This is a genomic window from Bradyrhizobium sp. USDA 3311 (genome assembly GCF_054062495.1).
In genome coordinates, this window is the sequence record NZ_JBSSFI010000001.1 from 1,116,661 (window position 1) to 1,136,218 (window position 19,558).

Consider the following 19,558-nt stretch of genomic DNA (forward strand, 5'->3'; position numbering starts at 1 on the left):
CTTTTACTACGGTTGGTTAGACGGACAGATATTTGGAGACCTGCGCGGCATCGACGGCGTCGCGCGGATCGTCGCGGACGATCTCGCCGTTCTCGATGACCAGCACGCGGTCGGCGATCTCGAGCGCGAAGCTCAGGACCTGCTCGGACACGACGATCGAGAGCCCCTTTTCGTCACGGATGCGCTTCAGGGTGCGCGCCATGTCCTTGATGATCGACGGCTGGATGCCTTCGGTCGGCTCATCCAGCAGCAGCACCTTCGGCTTGGTCGCGAGCGCCCGCGCAATCGCGAGCTGCTGCTGCTGGCCGCCGGACAGATTGCCGCCGCGGCGGCCCTTCATCTCCAGCAGCACCGGGAATAATTCGTAGATGTCTTCAGGTACCTCGGTGCCGCCGGAGACGACGAGGCCGGTCTCGATGTTCTCCTTCACCGTCATGGTCGAGAAGATCATGCGGCCCTGCGGCACATAGGCGAGGCCCTTGGCCACCCTCTCGTAGCTCGGCAGACCACCGAGCTCGGCGCCGTCCATGGTCACCGAGCCGCTTTTCGCCGGCAGAATGCCCATCAGCGACTTCATCAGCGTGGTCTTGCCCATGCCGTTGCGGCCCATGATCGCAACGATCTCGTTCGGCGCGACCTTGACGTTGAGCCCATGCAGCACCTCGCTCTGGCCGTAGGCGACGTGGAGGTCGGAAATTGCCAGCATCATCGCGCTCCTAATGACCCAGATAGACTTCAACGACCTTGGGATCGTTCTTCACCTTCTCCATGGTCCCCTCGGAGAGGATCTGGCCCTGGTGAAGCACGGTGACCTTGTGCGCGATGTCCTCGACGAACTTCATGTCGTGCTCGATCACCAGCACCGAGCGGTTCTTGATGATGCGGTTGAGCAACTCGGCCGTCTTGGCGCGCTCGGACACGCTCATGCCGGCGACGGGCTCGTCCAGCATCAAGAGGTCCGGGTCCTGGATCAGCAGCATGCCGATCTCGAGCCATTGCTTTTGGCCGTGGCTGAGCAGATCGGCGCTCACGTTGAGCCGATCCTTCAGGAAGATCATCTCGGCGACCTCGTGCACCCGGTCGCGCACGGCGGCGTCGCGGGTGAAGGTCAGCGCGCCGAACACGGAGCGGCCGCGGGGATATGAGATCTCCAGATTCTCGAACACCGTGAGATCGTCGTAGATCGAGGGGTTCTGGAACTTGCGGCCGACCCCGGTCTTGACGATCTCGTTCTCCTTCATCCGCGTCAGCTCCTTGCCGCGGAACTGGATCGAGCCCGACGTGGCCTTGGTCTTGCCGCAGATCAGATCGAGCACCGTGGTCTTGCCGGCGCCGTTGGGGCCGATGATGACGCGGATCTCGTTCTCGTCCACGTAGAAGGAGAGATCATTGACCGCCTTGAACCCGTCGAACGACACGGTGAGCGCTTCGACGGCGAGCAGGAATTCCTTGGGCTGGTGACCGACGAGCATGACCTATCTCCTCACTGCCAGCATGGCATCGGCATCGTGGTGACCTACGAGCATGATGATCTCCTCACTCTGCCGGAGCGCCGTCGGCGACCGAGCTTTCGGTCCAGCCCTCGGGTTTCGGTTTGCGTGACGAGATCAGGCGATCGATGCGCGGCTGCACATAGTCGCCCCAGATCCCGGCAAGGCCGTTCGGGAAGGCCAGGACCACGGCGATGAACAATCCGCCGAGGCCAAACAGCCACAATTCGGGAAAGGTTTCCGACAGGCTGGTCTTGGCGAAGTTGACCAGCAGCGTGCCGTAGATCGCGCCCAGGATCGACAGCCGGCCGCCGACCGCGGTGTAGATCACCATTTCGATCGAGGGCACGATGCCGACGAAAGAGGGCGACATGAAACCGACGTTCAGCGCGAACATGGCGCCGCCGATCGCGGCGAAGACCGCGGCGATGCAGAAGGCGAAGATCTTGAAGTTCGCGACGCTGTAGCCGGAGAAGCGAACCCGGTCCTCCTTCTCGCGCATCGCGACCAGGATGCGCCCCAGCTTGGAGTGCCGAACGAACTGCGCGATCATGATGCAGGCGAACAGCAGTCCGACCTCGAAGAAGTACAGCACGATCTTGGCGTGGTCGGGCCGGATGTCCCAGCCCTTCAGCGTGCGCAGATCGGTCATGCCGTTGATGCCGCCGGTGTACCCCTGCTGTCCGACGATCAGGATGGTGAGGATGGCGGCGACGGCCTGGGTGATGATGGCGAAGTAGGTGCCGCCGACCCGGCGCTTGAACATCGCGGTGCCGATGATGAGAGCGAAGATGCCGGGCACGAGAATGATGGCGGCGATGGTAAAGGTGAGGCTGTTGAAGGGCTTCCAGAAGAACGGCAGCGCGGTGATCTGATTCCAGTCCATGAAATCGGGGATGCCGGGGGTCGACTGGATCTTGGTGTTCTCCACGCTCGATGCCTCGAGCTTGAGGAACATCGCCATGCAGTAGCCGCCGAGCCCGAAGAACACGCCCTGACCGAGGCTTAAGATGCCGCCATAGCCCCAGCAGATCACCAGCCCCAGCGCGACGAATGCATAGGTCAGGTATTTCGCGACCAGATTGAGCCTGAAGACATCGAGCGAGAGCGGCAGCACCACCACCAGGAACACCGCGAGCACCAGAATTCCGATGAGCTCCGATCGATTGAAGAACCGATTGTCGGTCATTGCATCAGCCCCATTTTCTTACTTCCGGACCTTGAGGGCGAACAGCCCCTGCGGCCGCAGCATCAGGATTCCGACAACGGCGAGCAGCGTCAGCACCTTGGCCATCGAGCCCGACATGAAGAACTCGAGGGTGGATTGCGTCTGCGAGATCGAGAAGGCCGAGGCGATGGTGCCAAGCAGGCTCGCGGCGCCGCCGAACACGACCACCAGGAACGTGTCGACGATGTAGAGCTGACCGGAGGTCGGCCCGGTCGAGCCGATCATGGTGAAGGCGCTGCCCGCGATGCCGGCGATGCCGCAGCCGAGGCCGTAGGTGTAGCGATCGACCTTTTCGGTGTTGATGCCGACGGCGCCGGCCATGATGCGGTTCTGCACGACGGCGCGCACCTGCCGGCCCCAGCGCGATTTGTACATCACATAGGCGACGCCCAGCGTGATCAGCACGGTGAGGCACATCACGAAGACGCCGTTGATCGGCACTTCGATGCTGTCGGTCACGTGCAGCGAGCCGAGCATCCACTGCGGCAGCTCGACGCCGACCTCGCGCGCGCCGAACACGGAACGATAGGCCTGCTGCAACATCAGGCTGAGGCCCCAGGTGGCGAGCAGCGTATCGAGCGGGCGCTTGTAGAGGTGCCGTATCAGCACCCATTCCACCAGCATTCCCAGCGCGCCGGACGCGACGAAGGCCAGGATCATCGCGAGGAAGAAGTAGCCGCTGAACAGGCTCGGCAAATAGGACTGGAAGAAATTCGAGGTCATCCAGGTGACGTAGGCCCCGAGGATCATGAACTCGCCATGGGCCATGTTGATGACGCCCATCTGGCCGAAGATGATCGCAAGACCGAGCGCCATCAGCACGTAGACCGAGAACAGGATCAGTCCCGCAAAACCCTGCATGACGAAGATGGAGCCAAGGTCGCCAATCGAGTAGTCGCCGAACATCGATGTCCTCCGTCAGGGAAAGGGTCCCGCGTCGCGAGCAGGTTCGCGACGCGGGGGTCTTGGGCATGGACTTGCGATCCACGCCAGGGAGCGGTTTTGCCTCGAGGGAGACGCGGCAGAGGCCGCGCTCTGACTGGTAGCGCTTCTTACTGGTAGCCCTTGGGGAACGGATCCGGCTCGACGAGATCGGCGGTCTCGTAGATCAGCTCGAACTGGCCATCGAGCTTGGCGCGGCCCACCCGGGTCTTCGACCAGAGGTGATGGTTCTCGTGGATGCGCACATAGCCTTCCGGAGCACCCTTGAACTCGACGCCCGGCGAAGCCGCCGCGATCTTGTCGACGTCGAACGAGCCGGCCTTCTCGACCGTCAACTTCCACAGCCACGGGCCGAGATAGGCAGCCTGGGTGACGTCTCCGATCACGGTCTTCTCGCCCCACATCTTCTTGAACGCGGGCACGAAAGTCTTGTTGTTCGGATTGTCGAGCGACTGGAAGTACTTCATGCAGGCATAGGCGCCTGCGATATTCTCGCCACCGATGCCGTCGATTTCGTCTTCGGTCACCGAGATCGTCAGCAGCGGCTGCTTGGCGAGGTCGATGCCGGCAGCCTTGAGCTGCTTGTAGAACGCGACGTTGGAACCGCCGACGACGTCAGTGAAGATCACGTCGGGCTTGGTCAGCTTGATCTTGTTGATGACCGAATTGAACTGGGTGTTGCCGAGCGGATAATACTCCTCGCCGACGACCTTGCCCTTCAGCACGTTCTCGACGTGCTTGCGCGCGATCTTGTTCGAGGTGCGCGGCCAGATGTAGTCGGAGCCGATGAAGAAGAACGACTTCGCGCCCTTCTCCTTGGCGATCCAGTTCAGGCCCGCGAGAATCTGCTGGGTCGCCTCCTGGCCGGTGTAGATCACGTTCTTGGACTGCTCGAGGCCTTCGTAGAAGGTCGGGTAGTAGAGCATGCCGTTGTACTGCTCGACGACCGGCAGCACCGCCTTGCGCGAGGCCGAGGTCCAGCAGCCCATGATCGCCGCGACCTTGTCGTTGACCAGCAGCTTCTTGGCCTTCTCGGCGAAGGTCGGCCAATCGCTGGCCCCGTCCTCCTGGATGAACTTGATCTTGCGGCCGAGCACGCCGCCCATGGCGTTGATCTGCTCGATGGCGAGCTTTTCGGCTTCGATCGAGCCGGTCTCGGAGATCGCCATGGTGCCGGTCGCCGAATGCAGGATGCCGACTGTCACCTCGGTGTCGGTGACCGCGAGACCCGTGGTATTGACCGCCGAGGTCGCCGGAGCCTGTGCAAAAGACGCCCGCGGCAGCATCGTGATGGCCGGCACGGCTGCCATTCCCATCAATAATTTGCGCCGGAGCGGCGACAACAGGCCCTTGTTTGCTTCGTCTGACATGAGCACCCCACTTTTGTTCGAGGACACGCGATTGGTGCCGTGAGGATGGCTCGAATTTGTGCAGCGCAAGCATACGCAAGATCGCGTATACTGCACCGCAAAATGCCGACGTAGGCTTTTGGTACGGGATTTGCGAGGGATCCGGGTCGTATCGGGAGTGGGATTAAGTGGCAGGGCGGCAGCGAATAGACCGCGTCAGGCGCCAGTACAACCAATGGGTCGCCAACCAGACGCTGGAAGACTACGCGCTGCGCTTCACGGCCAAGAGTGCGCGTCGCTGGTCCACCGCCCGCGTTGCCAACACCGCGCTGGGCGCGATCTCGTTCCTGGCGATGGAGGCGATCGGCGGCACCATCACCCTGAACTACGGCGTCACCAACGCCACCGCCGCGATCCTCGTGGTCTCGACCATCATCTTCTGCTGCGGCGTGCCGATTGCCTATTATGCCGCCAAATGCGGCATCGACATTGACCTGCTGACGCGCGGCGCTGGTTTCGGCTACATCGGCTCGACCGTCACCTCACTGATCTACGCGTCCTTCACCTTCATCTTCTTCGCGATCGAAGCGGTGATCCTGGCGTCCGCGCTCGAGATGTGCTTCGGGATTCCGAGGCCGGTCGGCTATCTCATCAGCGCGGTCGTCATCATCCCGCTGGTGGCCTACGGCATCACGCTGATCAGCCGCTTCCAGCTCTGGACCCAGCCACTCTGGATCATTCTGCACATCCTGCCCTTTGCGGCGATCGCCTGGGCCAACCCCTACTCGTTCACGGAGTGGCGCAAGTTCTCGGGCGAGCACGGCGACCTCAACGGACATTTCGATCTGCTGCTGTTCGGTGTTGCGGCCTCGGTCGTGTTTTCGCTGGTGGCGCAGATCGGCGAGCAGGTCGACTTCCTGCGATTCCTGCCGCGCGACCGTCGGGCCTCCAGGACCTCCTGGTGGATCGCACTGATGAGCGCGGGCCCCGGCTGGATCGTGCTCGGCGCGCTGAAATTGCTGGCCGGCTCGTTCCTCGCCTTCTTCGCGCTCAGCCACGGCGTGCCGCCCGAAGAGGCCGCCGAGCCGGCGCATATGTATCTCGAAGCATTTCGATACGTGCTGTCACAGCCCGACCTCGCGCTGGCGCTGACCGGCACCTTCGTGATCCTGTCGCAGGTCAAGATCAACGTCACCAACGCCTATGCCGGCTCGATCGCCTGGTCGAACTTCTTCTCGCGCCTGACCCACAGCCATCCCGGCCGCGTGGTCTGGCTGGTCTTCAACGTCATCGTGGCGCTGCTGTTGATGGAGATCGGCGTCTACAAGGCGCTGGAGCAGACGCTCGCGCTCTATTCCAACGTCGCGATCGCCTGGGTCGGCGCGCTGGTCGCCGACCTCGTCATCAACAAGCCACTTGGATTGCGGCCACAGCAGATCGAGTTCAAGCGCGCGCATCTCTACGACATCAATCCGGTCGGCGTCGGCGCGATGACGATCGCGACCATTATCTCCATCAGCGCCTTCTACGGCCTGTTCGGGCCGACCGCGAAGGCGCTGTCGGCCTTCATCGCGCTGGCGGTTGCCTTCCTCGCCGCCCCCCTGATCGCATGGACGACCGGCGGCAAATACTACATCGCGCGCAAGCCGAAGCGGAGCTGGCAGAACATCGAGGCGATCCAGTGCTGCATCTGCGAGCACTCGTTCGAACCGGAGGACATGGCCTCCTGCCCCGCTTACGCCGGGCCGATCTGCTCCCTGTGCTGCTCGCTCGACGCCCGCTGCCACGACCTCTGCAAGCCGCATGCGCGCGTACAGACGCAATTCTCCGAGACGCTCGGCAAGATCCTGCCGCAGCCGATCTACCAGCGGATCAATTCGCAGCTCGGCCATTACATCGGCGTGTTCGTGATCTCGGCCGGCCTCGTCGCGCTCGTGCTGGGGCTGATCTATCTCCAGACCTCCGCGAGCGCGCATGGCGAGAACATGCTCGTCTCCGACGTGCTGTGGAAGGTGTTCTTCTCGCTCAGCATCATCATCGGCGTGGTGGCCTGGCTGTTCGTGCTGGCGCAGCAGAGCCGGCGGGCCGCGGAGGCCGAGACGCGGCGGCAGACCACGCTGCTGATCCAGGAGATCGACGCGCACAAGCGCACCGACGCCGAGCTCCAGCGCGCCAAGGAGGTCGCCGAATCCGCCAACCTCGCCAAGAGCCGCTATGTCGTCGGCCTCAGCCACGAGCTGCGCTCGCCGCTGAATGCGATCAGCGGCTATGCGCAGCTCCTCGAGCAGGATACGACGCTCAACACCAAGCCGCGCGACCAGGTCCGCGTGGTTCGCCGCAGCGCCGATCATCTCTCCGGCCTGATCGACGGCATCCTGGACATCTCCAAGATCGAGGCGGGGCGACTGTATCTCTCGCGCGACGAGGTTCGCCTCAGCGAATTCCTCGACCAGCTCGTCGGCATGTTCCGTCTTCAGGCCGCCGCCAAGGGCATCGACTTCGTGTTCAGGCGTCCCGCCCACTTGCCGGTCGTGGTCTATGCCGACGAGAAGCGGCTGCGCCAGGTGCTGATCAATTTGCTCTCCAACGCGATCAAATTCACCCAGACCGGCAGCGTGCAGTTCGTGGTGCACTATCGCAGCCCCGTTGCCGAATTCGAAGTGATCGACACCGGTCCCGGCATCCAGGGCGACGATCTCGAACGCATCTTCGCGCCGTTCGAACGCGGCGCCCTCGGTGTCTCGCAGCCGCAGACCGGAACGGGCCTCGGGCTGACCATCAGCCGGCTGCTCGCCGGCGTCATGGGCGGCGACATCAAGGTCATGAGCACGGTCGGCACCGGCAGCACGTTCAAGGTCAAGATCCTGCTGTCGGAGGTCGCCAATCCCCAGCGCATCGCGCCGGTGGAGGCGCCGGTCTCCGGCTATCACGGCGCGCGCAAGACGATCCTGATCACCGACGACGACCCCGTTCATCGCGACCTCCTGCGCGAAGTGCTGACGCCGCTCGGCTTCATCCTGCTCAGCGCCACCGACGGCCCGGGCTGCCTCGCGCTGGCGCAGCATTGCCGGCCCGATCTGTTCCTGCTCGATATCTCCATGCCCGGCATGGACGGCTGGACGGTCGCGGAGACGCTGCGCGCGAGCGGCCATCACCAGGCCCGAATCCTGATGGTCTCGGCGAGCGCGCTGGAGGCTCACGGCACGCCGCTGGCGCAACCGTTCCACGACGGCTATCTGATGAAGCCGATCGACATTCCGCGGCTGCTGGAGACGATCCGCCAACTCCTCAAGATCGAATGGCAATACGGCTCGGACGAGATCGCGGTGCCGTTCTGGCAGCCCGAGAGCGGCTCACGGCCGCCGGTGCGACACATCGAGGAACTGATCGGGCTCGGCCAGATCGGCTACGTCAAGGGCATCCAGCTGAAGCTCGACGAGATCGGCAGCGAGCATCCGGAACATGCCGACTTCGTCGCCCAGATGCGATCGCTGGTCGACCGCTTCGATCTCGACCAGTACATGACCACATTGAAGACGTTGCATGCGCATGAGCATTGAGTCGAAGAAGCGCGACGTCGCGCTCGTTGTCGATGACTCTCCCGAGACGCTGCGGCTGCTCACCGACGCGCTCGACGGCGCCGGGATGACGGTGATGGTGGCGCTCGACGGCGCGGCGGCGATGCGCATCGTCGAGCAGATCACGCCCGACATCGTGCTGCTCGATGCGGTGATGCCCGGCATCGACGGCTTCGAGACCTGCCGCCGCCTCAAGCGCGATGCGGGCCTTGCCAACGTCCCCGTGATCTTCATGACGGGCCTCGCCGAAACCGAGCATATCGTGCGCGGGCTGGACGCCGGCGGCGTCGACTACGTGACCAAGCCGATCGTGATCGAGGAGATGCTGGCGCGCATCCGTGTCCATCTCGGCAACGCCCGCCTGACCCAGAGCGCGCGCGCCGCGCTCGACGTCTCCGGCCGCTTCCTGTTCGCGGTCAACCGGCAGGGCAGCATCCTCTGGGCGACCCCGCAGGCGCAGAAGCTGCTGTCCGATCACCACGGGGCCCAGGCCGACGACTTTGCCCTTCCGCCATCACTGCTGCACTGGCTGGAGCAGGCCAAGGGCAAGGGCAGCTCGAAGTCGCAAGGCGCTTCCTTGCCCGACAATCCGCAACTCCGGTTCTATTACATGGGCGAAACCGCGCCGAACGAGTTCCTGCTACGGCTGTCCAAGGAATCCGGCACCGCGTTGCCGCCGGAATTCACCAGCGAGCTCGGCCTCACCATCCGCGAAGGGGAAGTGCTGGCCTGGCTCAGCAAGGGCAAGACCAATCGCGACATCGCGCAGATCCTGGGATTGAGCCCGCGCACGGTCGACAAGCATCTCGAGCAGATCTATGCGAAGCTGGGCGTGGAGAACCGGACTGCGGCGGCGGCGATTGCGACGAGCGCGACAAGGCGGAATTCGTGAGCGGCGGCGTGAATGAGTCGGCGGGCCGCACGCCCAACAGACGGTGTCGTCCCGGACAAGCGCAGCTCCCGACAACGCGTAGCGTTGTCTAGAGCGGAGCGCTGATCCGGGATCCATAACCACAGGGAGACGTTTGGCGAAGACTCGGAGTTACCTGCTCGCCCTACGACCACTGCCTGGGAGTATGGGTCCCGGGCTCGCTTCGCGCCCCGGGACGACAGTGGAATTCGTGAGCTACGGCGTGGATGAGCTGGGACATCGCTAACCCAACAAACAGTGTCGTCCCGGACAAGCGAAGCTCTCGACAACGCGTAGCGTTGTCTAGAGCGGAGCGCCGATCCGGGATCCATAACCACAGGGAGACGTTTGGCGAAGACTCGGAGTTGCCTGCTCGCCCTACGACCAACGCCTGGGAGTATGGGTCCCGGGCTCGCTTCGCGCCCCGGGACGACAGTGGCATGCGTGACGACGGCCATCGCCCCTACAGGAACAAGCCCTCACCCGTACACGAACGCCTTGTCATCCAGATCCGTCTTCGGGATCTCGTCCTTTTCGGTCCAGTAATCCTGGCTGTGCTGCCATTCCGGCTTATCGCCGCGCTTGGGCAGCAGGTTCATGTTGCGCATCATGTAGCCGGGGTTGAAGTTCTCCGGATCGATCCAGGGCAGGATCGGCATGTTGTGGTCTTCGGGGCGCAAGCTCACCTCGACCTTCTTTTTGCCCTTCGCCTTCATGTGTCCGAGCAGACGGCAGACGAAATCGGCGACGAGGTCGACGCGCAGCGTCCAGCTGGCGCGGAAATAGCCGAACACCCAGACCATGTTCGGCACGCCCGTGAACATCATGCCGCGATAGGTGACGGTGTCGCCGAAGGCGAGCGGCTTGCCGTCGATCTCGAAGGCGATGTCGCCGAGCGCCGCGAGATTGAAGCCGGTCGCGGTGACGATGATATCGGCTTCCAGCAGCTTGCCCGACTTGAGCTGGATGCCGTTCTCGACGAAGCATTCGATCTCGTCGGTGACGACGGAGGCCTTGCCGCTGGCGATCCCCTTGAACAGATCGGCATCGGGCACGAAGGCGATGCGCTGCCGCCACGGCCGGTAGCTCGGCGTGAAGTGCGTCTCGACGTCGTAATCCGGACCAAGCACCGCGCTGATCTGGCCGATCAGTTCCTTCTTCACCTGCTCCGGCCTGGACACGCAGAGTTTTGTGAACGCGTCCTGTTCGAACAGGATCTTGCGGCGGACGATCTCATGGATCCATTCCTCGTCGACCTGGAGCCGGCGCAGCTCCTCGGCGATCTCGATGGCGTTGCGGCCGAGGCGGAAATAGGTCGGCGAGCGCTGCAGCATGGTGACATGCGCGCAATCGTCCGCGATGTTCGGCACCAGCGTCGCTGCGGTCGCGCCCGAGCCAATCACGACGACCTTCTTGCCGGTGAGGTCGATGTCATCAGGCCAGGTCTGCGGATGGACGATGCGGCCCTTGAAGCGATCCATGCCCTTCCACTCGGGCGTGTAACCCTCGGAATGGCGATAATAGCCCTGGCACATCCAGAGGAAGTTTGCGGTGAAGGTCTTTGCTTCACCGGTATCGGTCGTGACCGCTTCGATGGTCCAGAGGTTTTGGTCGCTCGACCAGCTCGCGGAATTGATCTTGTGCTTGTAGCGGATGTGGCGGGCGATATCGTTGTCCTCGATCACCTCGTTCATATAAGCGAGGATCTCCTCGGCGGTCGCAATGGGCGGCCCGACCCAGGGCTTGAAGCTATAACCGAAAGTGTGGAGGTCGCTGTCCGAGCGGATGCCGGGATAGCGATGCGTGCTCCAGGTGCCGCCGAACGTCGCTTGCGTTTCCAGGATGACGTAGCTCGTGCCCGGCAGGTGCTTTGTGACGTGATAGGCGCTGCCGATGCCGGAGATGCCGGCGCCGACGATCAGCACGTCGAAATGCTCTGAAACCTGTTGGGCCGTGGCGTGACTGCGAACAGCGACATTCATTGTTGCTTCTATGCCTTGCTTGTTTTTGTGGCCGCCCTTGATTGAGCGACGCGTTTCCTCCGCGACAGGCATGGTCGCCCATCGCGCTTCCGCTACAAAATGACATAGATCAAGTTGCGGTCAAATCACAGCGCCGCACCCCAGCTCCGCGCGGTTTGCAAGATCCAGTCGCGGTAGAGCGTGAGCGGCGTGACGCCGGTCAACCCGCCGCAGCCAGCCGCGCCATTCGGCCCCGTGGACCAACTGATGAGGCCGACGAGCATGGCGCCGTTCGGCTTGTCCTCGAACACGGGACCGCCGGAATCACCGGTGCAGGCGCCGATTCCATCGCGAACACCGTTGGTTACGGGATCGACCAGCCGGATCTGAAGCGTGCCGGGCTGGCCGGTGGCGACGAGGCCCGCGACCCGCGTCGCGCCGCCGCTCTTGCCATCACCGCGCACGGTGACGCCAATACCGGCGATGACGAAGCGGCTGCCGACCTGAATTGGAATATTCGGCATGCCAACCGGCACCGCCGATTTTCCCTTGAGTGGAATTTCCAGTTGCAGCAGCGCCACGTCGGCGGTGGCGCGATGCGCCTGCATCGCCTGCATGTTGAAGTTCGGATGGATCGCGACGGTGCGGACGTTCAGCAATTGCGGCTGGCCGTCGGTGCCGCGATCCACGATCTTGTAGTCCGCGCCGGGCTGCACGCAGTGGGCGACGGTAAGCACGAGTTTTGGCGCGATCAGGCTGCCGGTGCAGAAATTGCCGCGCGAGCCGACGATGGTGACGACGGCGCGCGCAACGCCATCAGCCTGCGGCGTGCCGCCGCCGACGATGGCATGGGCGGGCGTGGCGAGCAGCAGCGCCGCGATGATGGGAGTTGCAAGCTTCTTCATGGGAACACGCTTTGGCGGCAGCCTCGGTGAGGGCGGATTGCTTCGGACTGGCTCTTGCCGATAGCGCATGCTAGCCCTCTTGGAAAGGAATTGACGAGGGCAGGACATTGGCGATCGAGGCGGTGATCTTTGATTTTGGCGGCGTGTTGACGAGCTCGCCGTTCGAGGCGTTCGCGCGGTTCGAGACCGAGCGTGGGCTGCCCATCGACATCATCCGGCGCACCAACGCGGCCAACCATCTGGAGAACGCCTGGGCCAGGTTCGAGCGCGCCGAGGTCGACATCGACACCTTCGACACGTTGTTCGCGGAGGAGTCGCGCGCGCTCGGCGCGGAGGTGCGCGGCCGCGACGTGCTGCCGCTGCTTCAGGGCGATCTGCGTCCCGAGATGGTCGAAGCGTTGAAGCGAATCAAGGCCGGGCTCAAGACCGGCTGCATCACCAACAACCTGCCTGCCAACGCCATCGGCAGCATGACCGGGCGCTCGCTCTACATCGCCGAGGTGATGGTGCTGTTCGACCACGTCATCGAGTCCGCCAAGATCGGCCTGCGCAAACCCGACCCACGCATTTACAAGATGATGGTCGAGACGCTGAAGGTCGATCCGGGAAATTGCGTCTATCTCGACGATCTCGGCGTCAATCTGAAGCCCGCGCGTGAGATGGGTATGACCACCATCAAGGTCACCAGCGGCGCCCAGGCGATTGCCGAGCTCGAGGCGGCGACAGGGTTGAAGCTGACATAGTTCGCGAAGGCTGTAGGGTGGGCAAAGCGAAGCGTGCCCACCAATTCCATTGGGACAAGCAGATGGTGGGCACGGCGCTTTCGCGCCTTTGCCCACCCTACGAGAGCCTACTCCGCCGCGGCGGAGATTCGCTCCGGAAACGCTGCGGCGAGCGAGGCGCGGTCGGGCTTCAGCACACCGCGCTCGGTGATGAGACCGGTGACGAGGCGAGCAGGCGTCACGTCGAAGGCGTAGTTCGCGACCGGCGAGTTCTCGGGCACGATGCGCACCGTCTCCAGCCTCCCGTCGGCGGTGCGGCCGGTCATATCGGTGACCTCCACGCCGCTGCGCTGCTCGATCGGGATGTCGCGGATGCCGTCATGGACGGCGAAATCGATCGTTGGCGACGGCAGCGCGACGTAGAACGGCACGCCGTTGTCATGCGCGGCGAGCGCCTTGAGGTAGGTGCCGATCTTGTTGCAGACGTCGCCATTGGCGGCGACGCGGTCGGTACCGACGATGGCGAGATCGACCATGCCGTGCTGCATCAGATGGCCGCCGGTGTTGTCGGGGATCACCGTGTGCGGCACGCCGTGATGGCCGAGCTCCCAGGCGGTGAGCGAGGCACCCTGATTGCGCGGGCGCGTCTCGTCGACCCAGACATGGACCTTGATGCCGCGCTCATGCGCGAGGTAGATCGGCGCCGTGGCGGTGCCCCAGTCGACGGTGGCGAGCCAGCCGGCGTTGCAATGAGTCAGCACGTTGACGACCTCGCCCGGCTTCTTCGCCGCGATCGCCTCGATCAGCGCCAAACCGTTGGCGGCGATGCCGCGGTTGATCTCGACGTCCTGCTCGACGATCTCGTCGGCGCGCGCATAGGCCGCCTCGGCCCGTTCAACCGGATCGATCGGCGCGAGGGTCGCACGCATCTCATCCAGAGCCCATTTCAGATTGATTGCGGTCGGGCGTGCCACGACGAGCGTCTCGTAGGCAAGCTTCAGGCCCGCATCGGAAGCATCCTCGCGCATCGCGAGCGCCATGCCATAGGCTGCCGTCGCGCCGATCAGCGGCGCGCCGCGCACCAGCATGTCGCGAATCGCAACGGCCGCGTCTTCGCACGAGGTCAACCTTGCAACGACGAACTCATGCGGCAGCCGGCGCTGGTCGATCGCGCCGACCGACCAGCCGTCGCGCTCGCGCCAGATGCTGCGGAAATGCTTGCCGTCAACCTTCATGGCTTTCTGCCTTTCGTCTCAGCCACGTAGCACGCGCCCTGCTACGGCATCGAGCTTCTTCAGAAGCTCGGGATCACGCGCCTCGGGCGCAGTGATCAGCGCGGTGTCGAGCGCGCGGTCCGAACCGATCGGGCACGGCTCATGCTCGCGCGGGAAATCCTTTGCCAACCGCGCCACCAGCGCCTTCGCCTTGTCGGCGTTCGAGGTCAGCACGCGGATGATGTCCTGCACGGTAACGGCGTCATGGTCGGGATGCCAGCAGTCGAAATCCGTCACCATCGCGACCGTGGCGTAGCAGAGCTCCGCTTCGCGCGCGAGCTTCGCCTCGGGCATGTTGGTCATGCCGATCACGGAATAGCCAAGCGTCTTGTAGGTCATGCTCTCCGCATAGGTCGAGAACTGCGGCCCCTCCATGCAGACATAGGTACCGCCGCGCGCGATTGCGATGCCCTCGGCCTCGGCCGCCGCGGCAAGATGGATGCGCAGCCGCGGCGAGACAGGATGGGCCATCGACACATGCGCGACGCAGCCGCGGCCGAAGAACGAGCTCTCGCGCTTGTGGGTGCGGTCGACGAATTGATCGACGAGCACGAAGGTGCCGGGCGGCATCTCTTCCTTGAACGAGCCGCAGGCCGACAGCGAGATCAGGTCGGTGACGCCGGCGCGCTTCAGCACGTCGATATTGGCGCGGTAGTTGATGTCGGAGGGCGACAGCCTGTGGCCCTTGTCGTGCCGCGGCAGGAACACGATCGGCAGGCCTGCGATGGTCCCGCGCCGCAGGGGCGCCGACGGCTCGCCCCACGGGCTCTTGATCACCTCTTCGTGCGCGCCCTCGAGGCCCGGCAGGTCATAGATGCCGGAGCCACCGATGATGCCCAATACCGCCTGCGTCATGCCTGCTCCACCCTGTCCGCTACGTGCGACATGGTTAAGCTATGCCAGTTTTGCGGCGGTTTTGGAACGGGGGTGGGGGAACGATGCGCGTGAGGGGCGTGAGGCGCTCGTAACACGTTCGGTATCGTCCTGGCGAAAGCCAGGACCCATACCGCGAGGTCCATCGATGGGGCGCGATATCAATCCCGAACGACCAAACTTCGCCAAACTCCTGCCTGGGGTAATGGGTCCTGGCTTTCGCCAGGACGACCCCGGGGAGACAGCCGTGCGCTTAGCTAAGCCGCGGTCGCCGGCTGCAGCTGGGTCATCACCATCCGCTCCAGCGTCTCGACGGACTGGAAATTCTCAGGCGTGATCTCCGACTGCGGAATGGTGAAATCGAATTCGGCTTCGACGCCGAGCATCAGATTGACCATGTCCATTGAGGTCAGGCCGACATCGACGAGCTTGGCCTGCGGCGTGACGTCCGCGGCGAGCGCGTTCTGTTCGAGGATGCCCTTCACCAGCTTGATGATGCGATTGCGCACGTCGGTATTGAAGGCCTGCATCGGCAAATTCCCGTTTGTCTAGTCGGTCCGGACTGCCGCCTACGATGGTCAGGGACGGCCGATCCCGCAATGGCCGGCACCATTACTTCGCGTTTCTTAGTAAACGATGACTCAGATTGTCGGGAATCCGGACATCTTCCAGATCCCTAACGCGATCGCGGAAATTTCGGCCATGCCAACAACCCGACCTTAACTGTTCGTTCGGAATTTGGCTTTGTTTACCCTGTATTTCATCGACGAATTTGAATTAAATCCGTAGCCTCGTCTCACAAGCAAAGATGGCCGGAGGATCGCTTACGCGGCATCGCGAATGATGCCGGCGATCTCGAACGGCAAACCGGAGGCGGACGAGCATGAACGTGCGTGAAGCAGTTCTCACTGTCGACGAAACGCAGACGAACCTCCTCGAGCAGGGCCCCTCCCTGATCGAGCGCGTCGCCCGAACCGCGGTAGCGGCAGCGGCCGACGCAGACGGGGTCGATCGCGACGCCCGCTTCCCGCACAAGGCTTTCGACGTCGCGCGTGAGCAGAAATTGCTCGGCGTCATGATCCCGGTCGAGTTCGGCGGCTTCGGCGCCTCGATCTACGACGTCACCGACATCTGCTACACGCTCGGGCGCGCCTGCGCCTCGACCGCGATGATCTACGCGATGCACCAGACCAAAGTCGCGTGCGTCGTCAGGCACGGCCACGGCATTCCCTGGATGGAAACCATGATGCGCCGGGTCGCCCGCGACCAGTGGCTGCTCGCCTCCTCCACCACAGAAGGCCAGAACGGCGGCAACATCCGCGCCAGCGCTGCCGCCGTCGACGTCGCCGGCGACACCGTCTCGCTGGTGCGCGACGCCACCGTGATCTCCTACGGCGCCGAGGCCGACGGCCTCGTCACCATCGCCCGCCGCGCCACCGACGCCGCCGCCTCGGACCAGGTGCTGCTGGCGCTCGCCAAGGACGATTATTCGCTGAAGCGTACGCTGGGCTGGGAAACGCTCGGCATGCGCGGCACCTGCTCCACCGGATTCGAGTTGAAGGTCGACTGCCCGACCGACCGCGTCTTCCCGGAAGCCTACGACAAGATCCATGCCCAGACGATGACGCCGTTCGCGCATCTGTGCTGGTCTTCGGCCTGGGCCGGCATTGCCGCCGCGGCCGTGACGCGCGCGCAGGCCTTCATCCGCAAGGCGGCCCGCAGCTCCGGGGGCCAGATGCCGCCGGCAGCAGCGCACTTCACCGCGGCAAAAATGTCGCTGGCAAAGCTCCGCGCGCTGATCGCCGCCAATATCGAGGCCTTCGCCCGCGCCGAGCATGACGAGCGCGCACTCGGCTCGCTCGACTTCCAGTCGTCGATCACGCTTCTGAAGGTGCAGGCATCCGAGCTCGCGGTCGAGACCGTGATGCATGCGATGCGCACCGCGGGCCTCTCCGGCTACCGCAACGACGGCGAGTTCACCATGGGCCGCCACCTGCGCGACGTGCTGTCGTCGCCGATCATGATCAACAACGACCGTATCCTGGCCAACGCTGCGACATCGACGCTGATGAGCGGCATTCCGGCGAGCCTTCGGGACTGACAGGTTTTCGAGACCGACGTGCCTTCATCCAACAAGAATAATTTCAGATAGCAGGAAGTCGAACATGAACATTGCTGTTCTCCCCAACTCGCCTGACACCGCGCCGCAAATCGCCGATCCGCTCGATCATCTCGCCGACAAGCTGTTCCACAGCATGGGCTCGGACGGTGTCTACGCCCGCACCGCGCTCTATGAGGGCATCGTCGAGCGGCTCGCCGCGCTGATCACCGGCCATCGCGAAGCCGGCACCGAAGCGCTGCGCTTCCCACCTGTGATGAGCCGCGCCCAGCTCGAGAAGTCCGGCTATCTCAAGAGCTTTCCGAACCTGCTCGGATGCGTCTGCGGCCTGCACGGCACCGAGCGTGAGATCAACGCCGCGGTGAGCCGTTTCGATGCCGGCGGCGACTGGACCACGTCACTGTCGCCGGCCGACCTCGTGCTGTCGCCGGCCGCCTGCTACCCTGTCTATCCGATCGCGGCGAGCCGCGGCCCCTTGCCGAAGGGCGGTCTCCGCTTCGACGTCGCCGCCGATTGCTTCCGCCGTGAGCCGTCGAAGCATCTCGACCGGCTGCAATCGTTCCGGATGCGCGAATATGTCTGCATCGGCACGCCCGACGACGTTTCCGATTTCCGCGAGCGCTGGATGGTGCGCGCGCAGGCGATCGCCCGCGATCTCGGCCTGACCTTCCGCGTCGACTACGCCAGCGATCCCTTCTTCGGCCGCGTCGGCCAGATGAAGGCGGTGAGCCAGAAGCAGCAGCAGCTCAAGTTCGAGCTCCTGATCCCGCTGCGCTCGGAAGAGCAGCCGACCGCCTGCATGAGCTTCAACTATCACCGCGAGCATTTCGGCACCACCTGGGGCATCCAGGACGCCAATGGCGAGCCGGCCCACACCGGCTGCGTCGCCTTCGGCATGGACCGGCTCGCGGTCGCCATGTTCCACACCCACGGCACCGATCTTTCCGCCTGGCCCGCCAAGGTGCGGGACATCCTGGGCCTGCAGCCGCATGTTGCGGCCGGCGCCCATGGCGAAGGCTGGCGCTAGAGCATGATCCGGAAAAGTGCGAAGCGGTTTTCCGAAAAGATCATGCTGAAACGATAGACCAAACGAGGCCGACCATTTCCACGGGTAAGACGAGCGTGATCCACACCAAGGTTCGATGCCGCGAGATTACCGAGTCCGATGTCGATACCATCGCGGACTTGCTGACGCGCGGCTTCGTGGGCCGCTCGCGCAACTATTGGATCCAGGGCCTGCGCCGGCAGGCCTTCCGGCCGGTGCCGGAGGGCTATCCGCGCTTCGGCTACATGATCGACAATGACGGCACGCCGGTCGGCGTGCTGCTGCTGATCTACACGGCACGGAAGAACGGTGAAGAGACCGCGATCCAGTGCAACCTGTCGAGCTGGTATGTCGATCCGGCGTATCGCAACTACGCCCCGCTGCTGACCAAGATCGCGCAGCGGCACAAGGACGTGACCTATCTCAACATCAGCCCGGCGCCGTGGACCTGGCCGATCATCGAGACGCAGGGCTTCCGTGCCTATTGCCGCGGCATATTCTTTTCGGTGCCAGCGCTGGCGCGGCCCCCGCGCTGGAGCAAGATCGAAGTCATCTCGCAGCACGCCAAGACGATCGAGGGACTTTCCGAGGCCGAGACCGAACTGCTGACGCGGCATGCGCGCTACAATTGCCTTAGCCTCGTCTGCCGCACGCCGCAGGGAACCTTCCCCTTCATCCTGCAACCGGTGCGCATCCGCCGCGGCTTCATCGCGCCGCCCGCGATGAAGCTGATCTACTGCCGCAGCGCCGCCGAATACGCCGCCTGCGCAGGCCGCATCGGCCGGCTGCTGCTGCGGCTCGGCAAGATCTCGGTGGCGGTCGATGCCAACGGCCCGGTTCCCGGCCTCGTCGGTATTTATACCGAGCGGCGTGGCCGCAAATATTTCAAGGGTCCGCACCAGCCGCAGCTCGCCGATCTCACCGACACGGAACTCGTGCTCTACGGGCCGTGAGGGCAGATGCCGCCACACTCAGTGTCGTCCCGGCGAAGGCCGGGACCCATACCGCGTGATCTGTCTGTAAGCGCAGGGTGCTAGTACCGCGGGAAAACCTGTTCACTACTAGTCTTCGCCAAACCTCTCCCTATGGTTGTGGGTCCCGGCCTTCGCCGGGACGACACCAGAATATGTTGCGCCCTCTCTCGGCCAACTCTTGCAGGCAC

16 protein-coding genes are annotated in these 19,558 nt (G+C 63.9%); 6 read left to right on the forward strand and 10 right to left on the reverse strand.

What is annotated here, in order from left to right; genetic code table 11:
* Nucleotides 1–16 precede the first annotated feature (16 nt).
* From urtE to urtA, 5 genes are all read right to left on the reverse strand, one after another.
* Nucleotides 17–706, reverse strand: coding sequence for an urea ABC transporter ATP-binding subunit UrtE (gene urtE, locus ACVWW6_RS05390; protein WP_161532940.1), 690 nt, complete (start codon nucleotides 704–706; stop codon nucleotides 17–19).
* A 10-nt stretch (nucleotides 707–716) separates the two neighbouring features.
* Nucleotides 717–1,472, reverse strand: coding sequence for an urea ABC transporter ATP-binding protein UrtD (urtD, locus tag ACVWW6_RS05395; RefSeq protein WP_456680299.1), 756 nt, complete (start codon nucleotides 1,470–1,472; stop codon nucleotides 717–719).
* 64 nt (nucleotides 1,473–1,536) lie between these two features.
* The gene (urtC, locus tag ACVWW6_RS05400; protein ID WP_028172642.1) at nucleotides 1,537–2,679 is read right to left on the reverse strand and encodes an urea ABC transporter permease subunit UrtC; all 1,143 of its coding nucleotides are present in this window, start codon (nucleotides 2,677–2,679) and stop codon (nucleotides 1,537–1,539) included.
* 18 nt (nucleotides 2,680–2,697) lie between these two features.
* Nucleotides 2,698–3,624, reverse strand: a complete 927-nt coding sequence (urtB, locus tag ACVWW6_RS05405; protein WP_011083789.1) for an urea ABC transporter permease subunit UrtB — start codon at nucleotides 3,622–3,624, stop codon at nucleotides 2,698–2,700.
* 146 nt (nucleotides 3,625–3,770) lie between these two features.
* Nucleotides 3,771–5,030 (reverse strand): urea ABC transporter substrate-binding protein, encoded by a 1,260-nt coding sequence (gene urtA / locus ACVWW6_RS05410; RefSeq protein WP_038965210.1) that lies wholly within the window; start codon nucleotides 5,028–5,030, stop codon nucleotides 3,771–3,773.
* A 167-nt stretch (nucleotides 5,031–5,197) separates the two neighbouring features.
* Between urtA and ACVWW6_RS05415 the strand changes: the two genes are divergently transcribed.
* Nucleotides 5,198–8,569 carry a hybrid sensor histidine kinase/response regulator gene (locus ACVWW6_RS05415; protein ID WP_456680300.1) on the forward strand — a complete coding sequence of 1,124 codons (3,372 nt, stop codon included), beginning with the start codon at nucleotides 5,198–5,200 and terminating at the stop codon, nucleotides 8,567–8,569.
* Nucleotides 8,553–9,479: a response regulator gene (locus tag ACVWW6_RS05420; RefSeq protein WP_456680301.1), complete on the forward strand. Its 927-nt coding sequence runs from the start codon at nucleotides 8,553–8,555 to the stop codon at nucleotides 9,477–9,479. The genes ACVWW6_RS05415 and ACVWW6_RS05420 overlap by 17 nt, the downstream gene beginning before the upstream one ends.
* A 497-nt stretch (nucleotides 9,480–9,976) precedes the next feature.
* On the opposite strand, the gene ACVWW6_RS05425 is transcribed toward ACVWW6_RS05420, so the two are convergent.
* Both ACVWW6_RS05425 and ACVWW6_RS05430 read right to left on the reverse strand, forming a co-directional pair.
* The gene (locus ACVWW6_RS05425) at nucleotides 9,977–11,479 is read right to left on the reverse strand and encodes a flavin-containing monooxygenase (RefSeq protein WP_456680302.1); all 1,503 of its coding nucleotides are present in this window, start codon (nucleotides 11,477–11,479) and stop codon (nucleotides 9,977–9,979) included.
* A gap of 125 nt (nucleotides 11,480–11,604) precedes the next feature.
* On the reverse strand, nucleotides 11,605–12,363 hold the full coding sequence (locus ACVWW6_RS05430; RefSeq protein ID WP_038965209.1) for a S1 family peptidase: 759 nt from the start codon (nucleotides 12,361–12,363) through the stop codon (nucleotides 11,605–11,607).
* A gap of 107 nt (nucleotides 12,364–12,470) precedes the next feature.
* Between ACVWW6_RS05430 and ACVWW6_RS05435 the strand changes: the two genes are divergently transcribed.
* Nucleotides 12,471–13,106 carry an HAD-IA family hydrolase gene (locus ACVWW6_RS05435; RefSeq protein ID WP_028172637.1) on the forward strand — a complete coding sequence of 212 codons (636 nt, stop codon included), beginning with the start codon at nucleotides 12,471–12,473 and terminating at the stop codon, nucleotides 13,104–13,106.
* A 107-nt stretch (nucleotides 13,107–13,213) separates the two neighbouring features.
* Here the strand turns inward: ACVWW6_RS05435 and mtnA are convergent, their stop codons facing one another.
* The 3 genes from mtnA to ACVWW6_RS05450 form a co-directional block, all read right to left on the reverse strand.
* Nucleotides 13,214–14,320 carry an S-methyl-5-thioribose-1-phosphate isomerase gene (gene mtnA / locus ACVWW6_RS05440; RefSeq protein WP_011083782.1) on the reverse strand — a complete coding sequence of 369 codons (1,107 nt, stop codon included), beginning with the start codon at nucleotides 14,318–14,320 and terminating at the stop codon, nucleotides 13,214–13,216.
* Between the two features lie 18 nt (nucleotides 14,321–14,338).
* Nucleotides 14,339–15,214, reverse strand: coding sequence for an S-methyl-5'-thioadenosine phosphorylase (locus ACVWW6_RS05445; RefSeq protein WP_456680303.1), 876 nt, complete (start codon nucleotides 15,212–15,214; stop codon nucleotides 14,339–14,341).
* A gap of 275 nt (nucleotides 15,215–15,489) precedes the next feature.
* Nucleotides 15,490–15,762 carry a phosphopantetheine-binding protein gene (locus ACVWW6_RS05450; RefSeq protein WP_011083780.1) on the reverse strand — a complete coding sequence of 91 codons (273 nt, stop codon included), beginning with the start codon at nucleotides 15,760–15,762 and terminating at the stop codon, nucleotides 15,490–15,492.
* A gap of 353 nt (nucleotides 15,763–16,115) precedes the next feature.
* Here ACVWW6_RS05450 and ACVWW6_RS05455 point away from each other — a divergent pair, with 353 nt between their 5' ends.
* The 3 genes from ACVWW6_RS05455 (at nucleotide 16,116) to ACVWW6_RS05465 (ending at nucleotide 19,349) form a co-directional block, all read left to right on the forward strand.
* Nucleotides 16,116–17,333 (forward strand): acyl-CoA dehydrogenase family protein, encoded by a 1,218-nt coding sequence (locus ACVWW6_RS05455; RefSeq protein ID WP_161532933.1) that lies wholly within the window; start codon nucleotides 16,116–16,118, stop codon nucleotides 17,331–17,333.
* 64 nt (nucleotides 17,334–17,397) lie between these two features.
* Complete coding sequence (locus ACVWW6_RS05460) at nucleotides 17,398–18,378, forward strand: amino acid--[acyl-carrier-protein] ligase (RefSeq protein WP_456680304.1); 981 nt, start codon at nucleotides 17,398–17,400, stop codon at nucleotides 18,376–18,378.
* 95 nt (nucleotides 18,379–18,473) lie between these two features.
* On the forward strand, nucleotides 18,474–19,349 hold the full coding sequence (locus ACVWW6_RS05465; protein WP_456680305.1) for an acyl-CoA acyltransferase: 876 nt from the start codon (nucleotides 18,474–18,476) through the stop codon (nucleotides 19,347–19,349).
* Nucleotides 19,350–19,558: the final 209 nt, after the last annotated feature.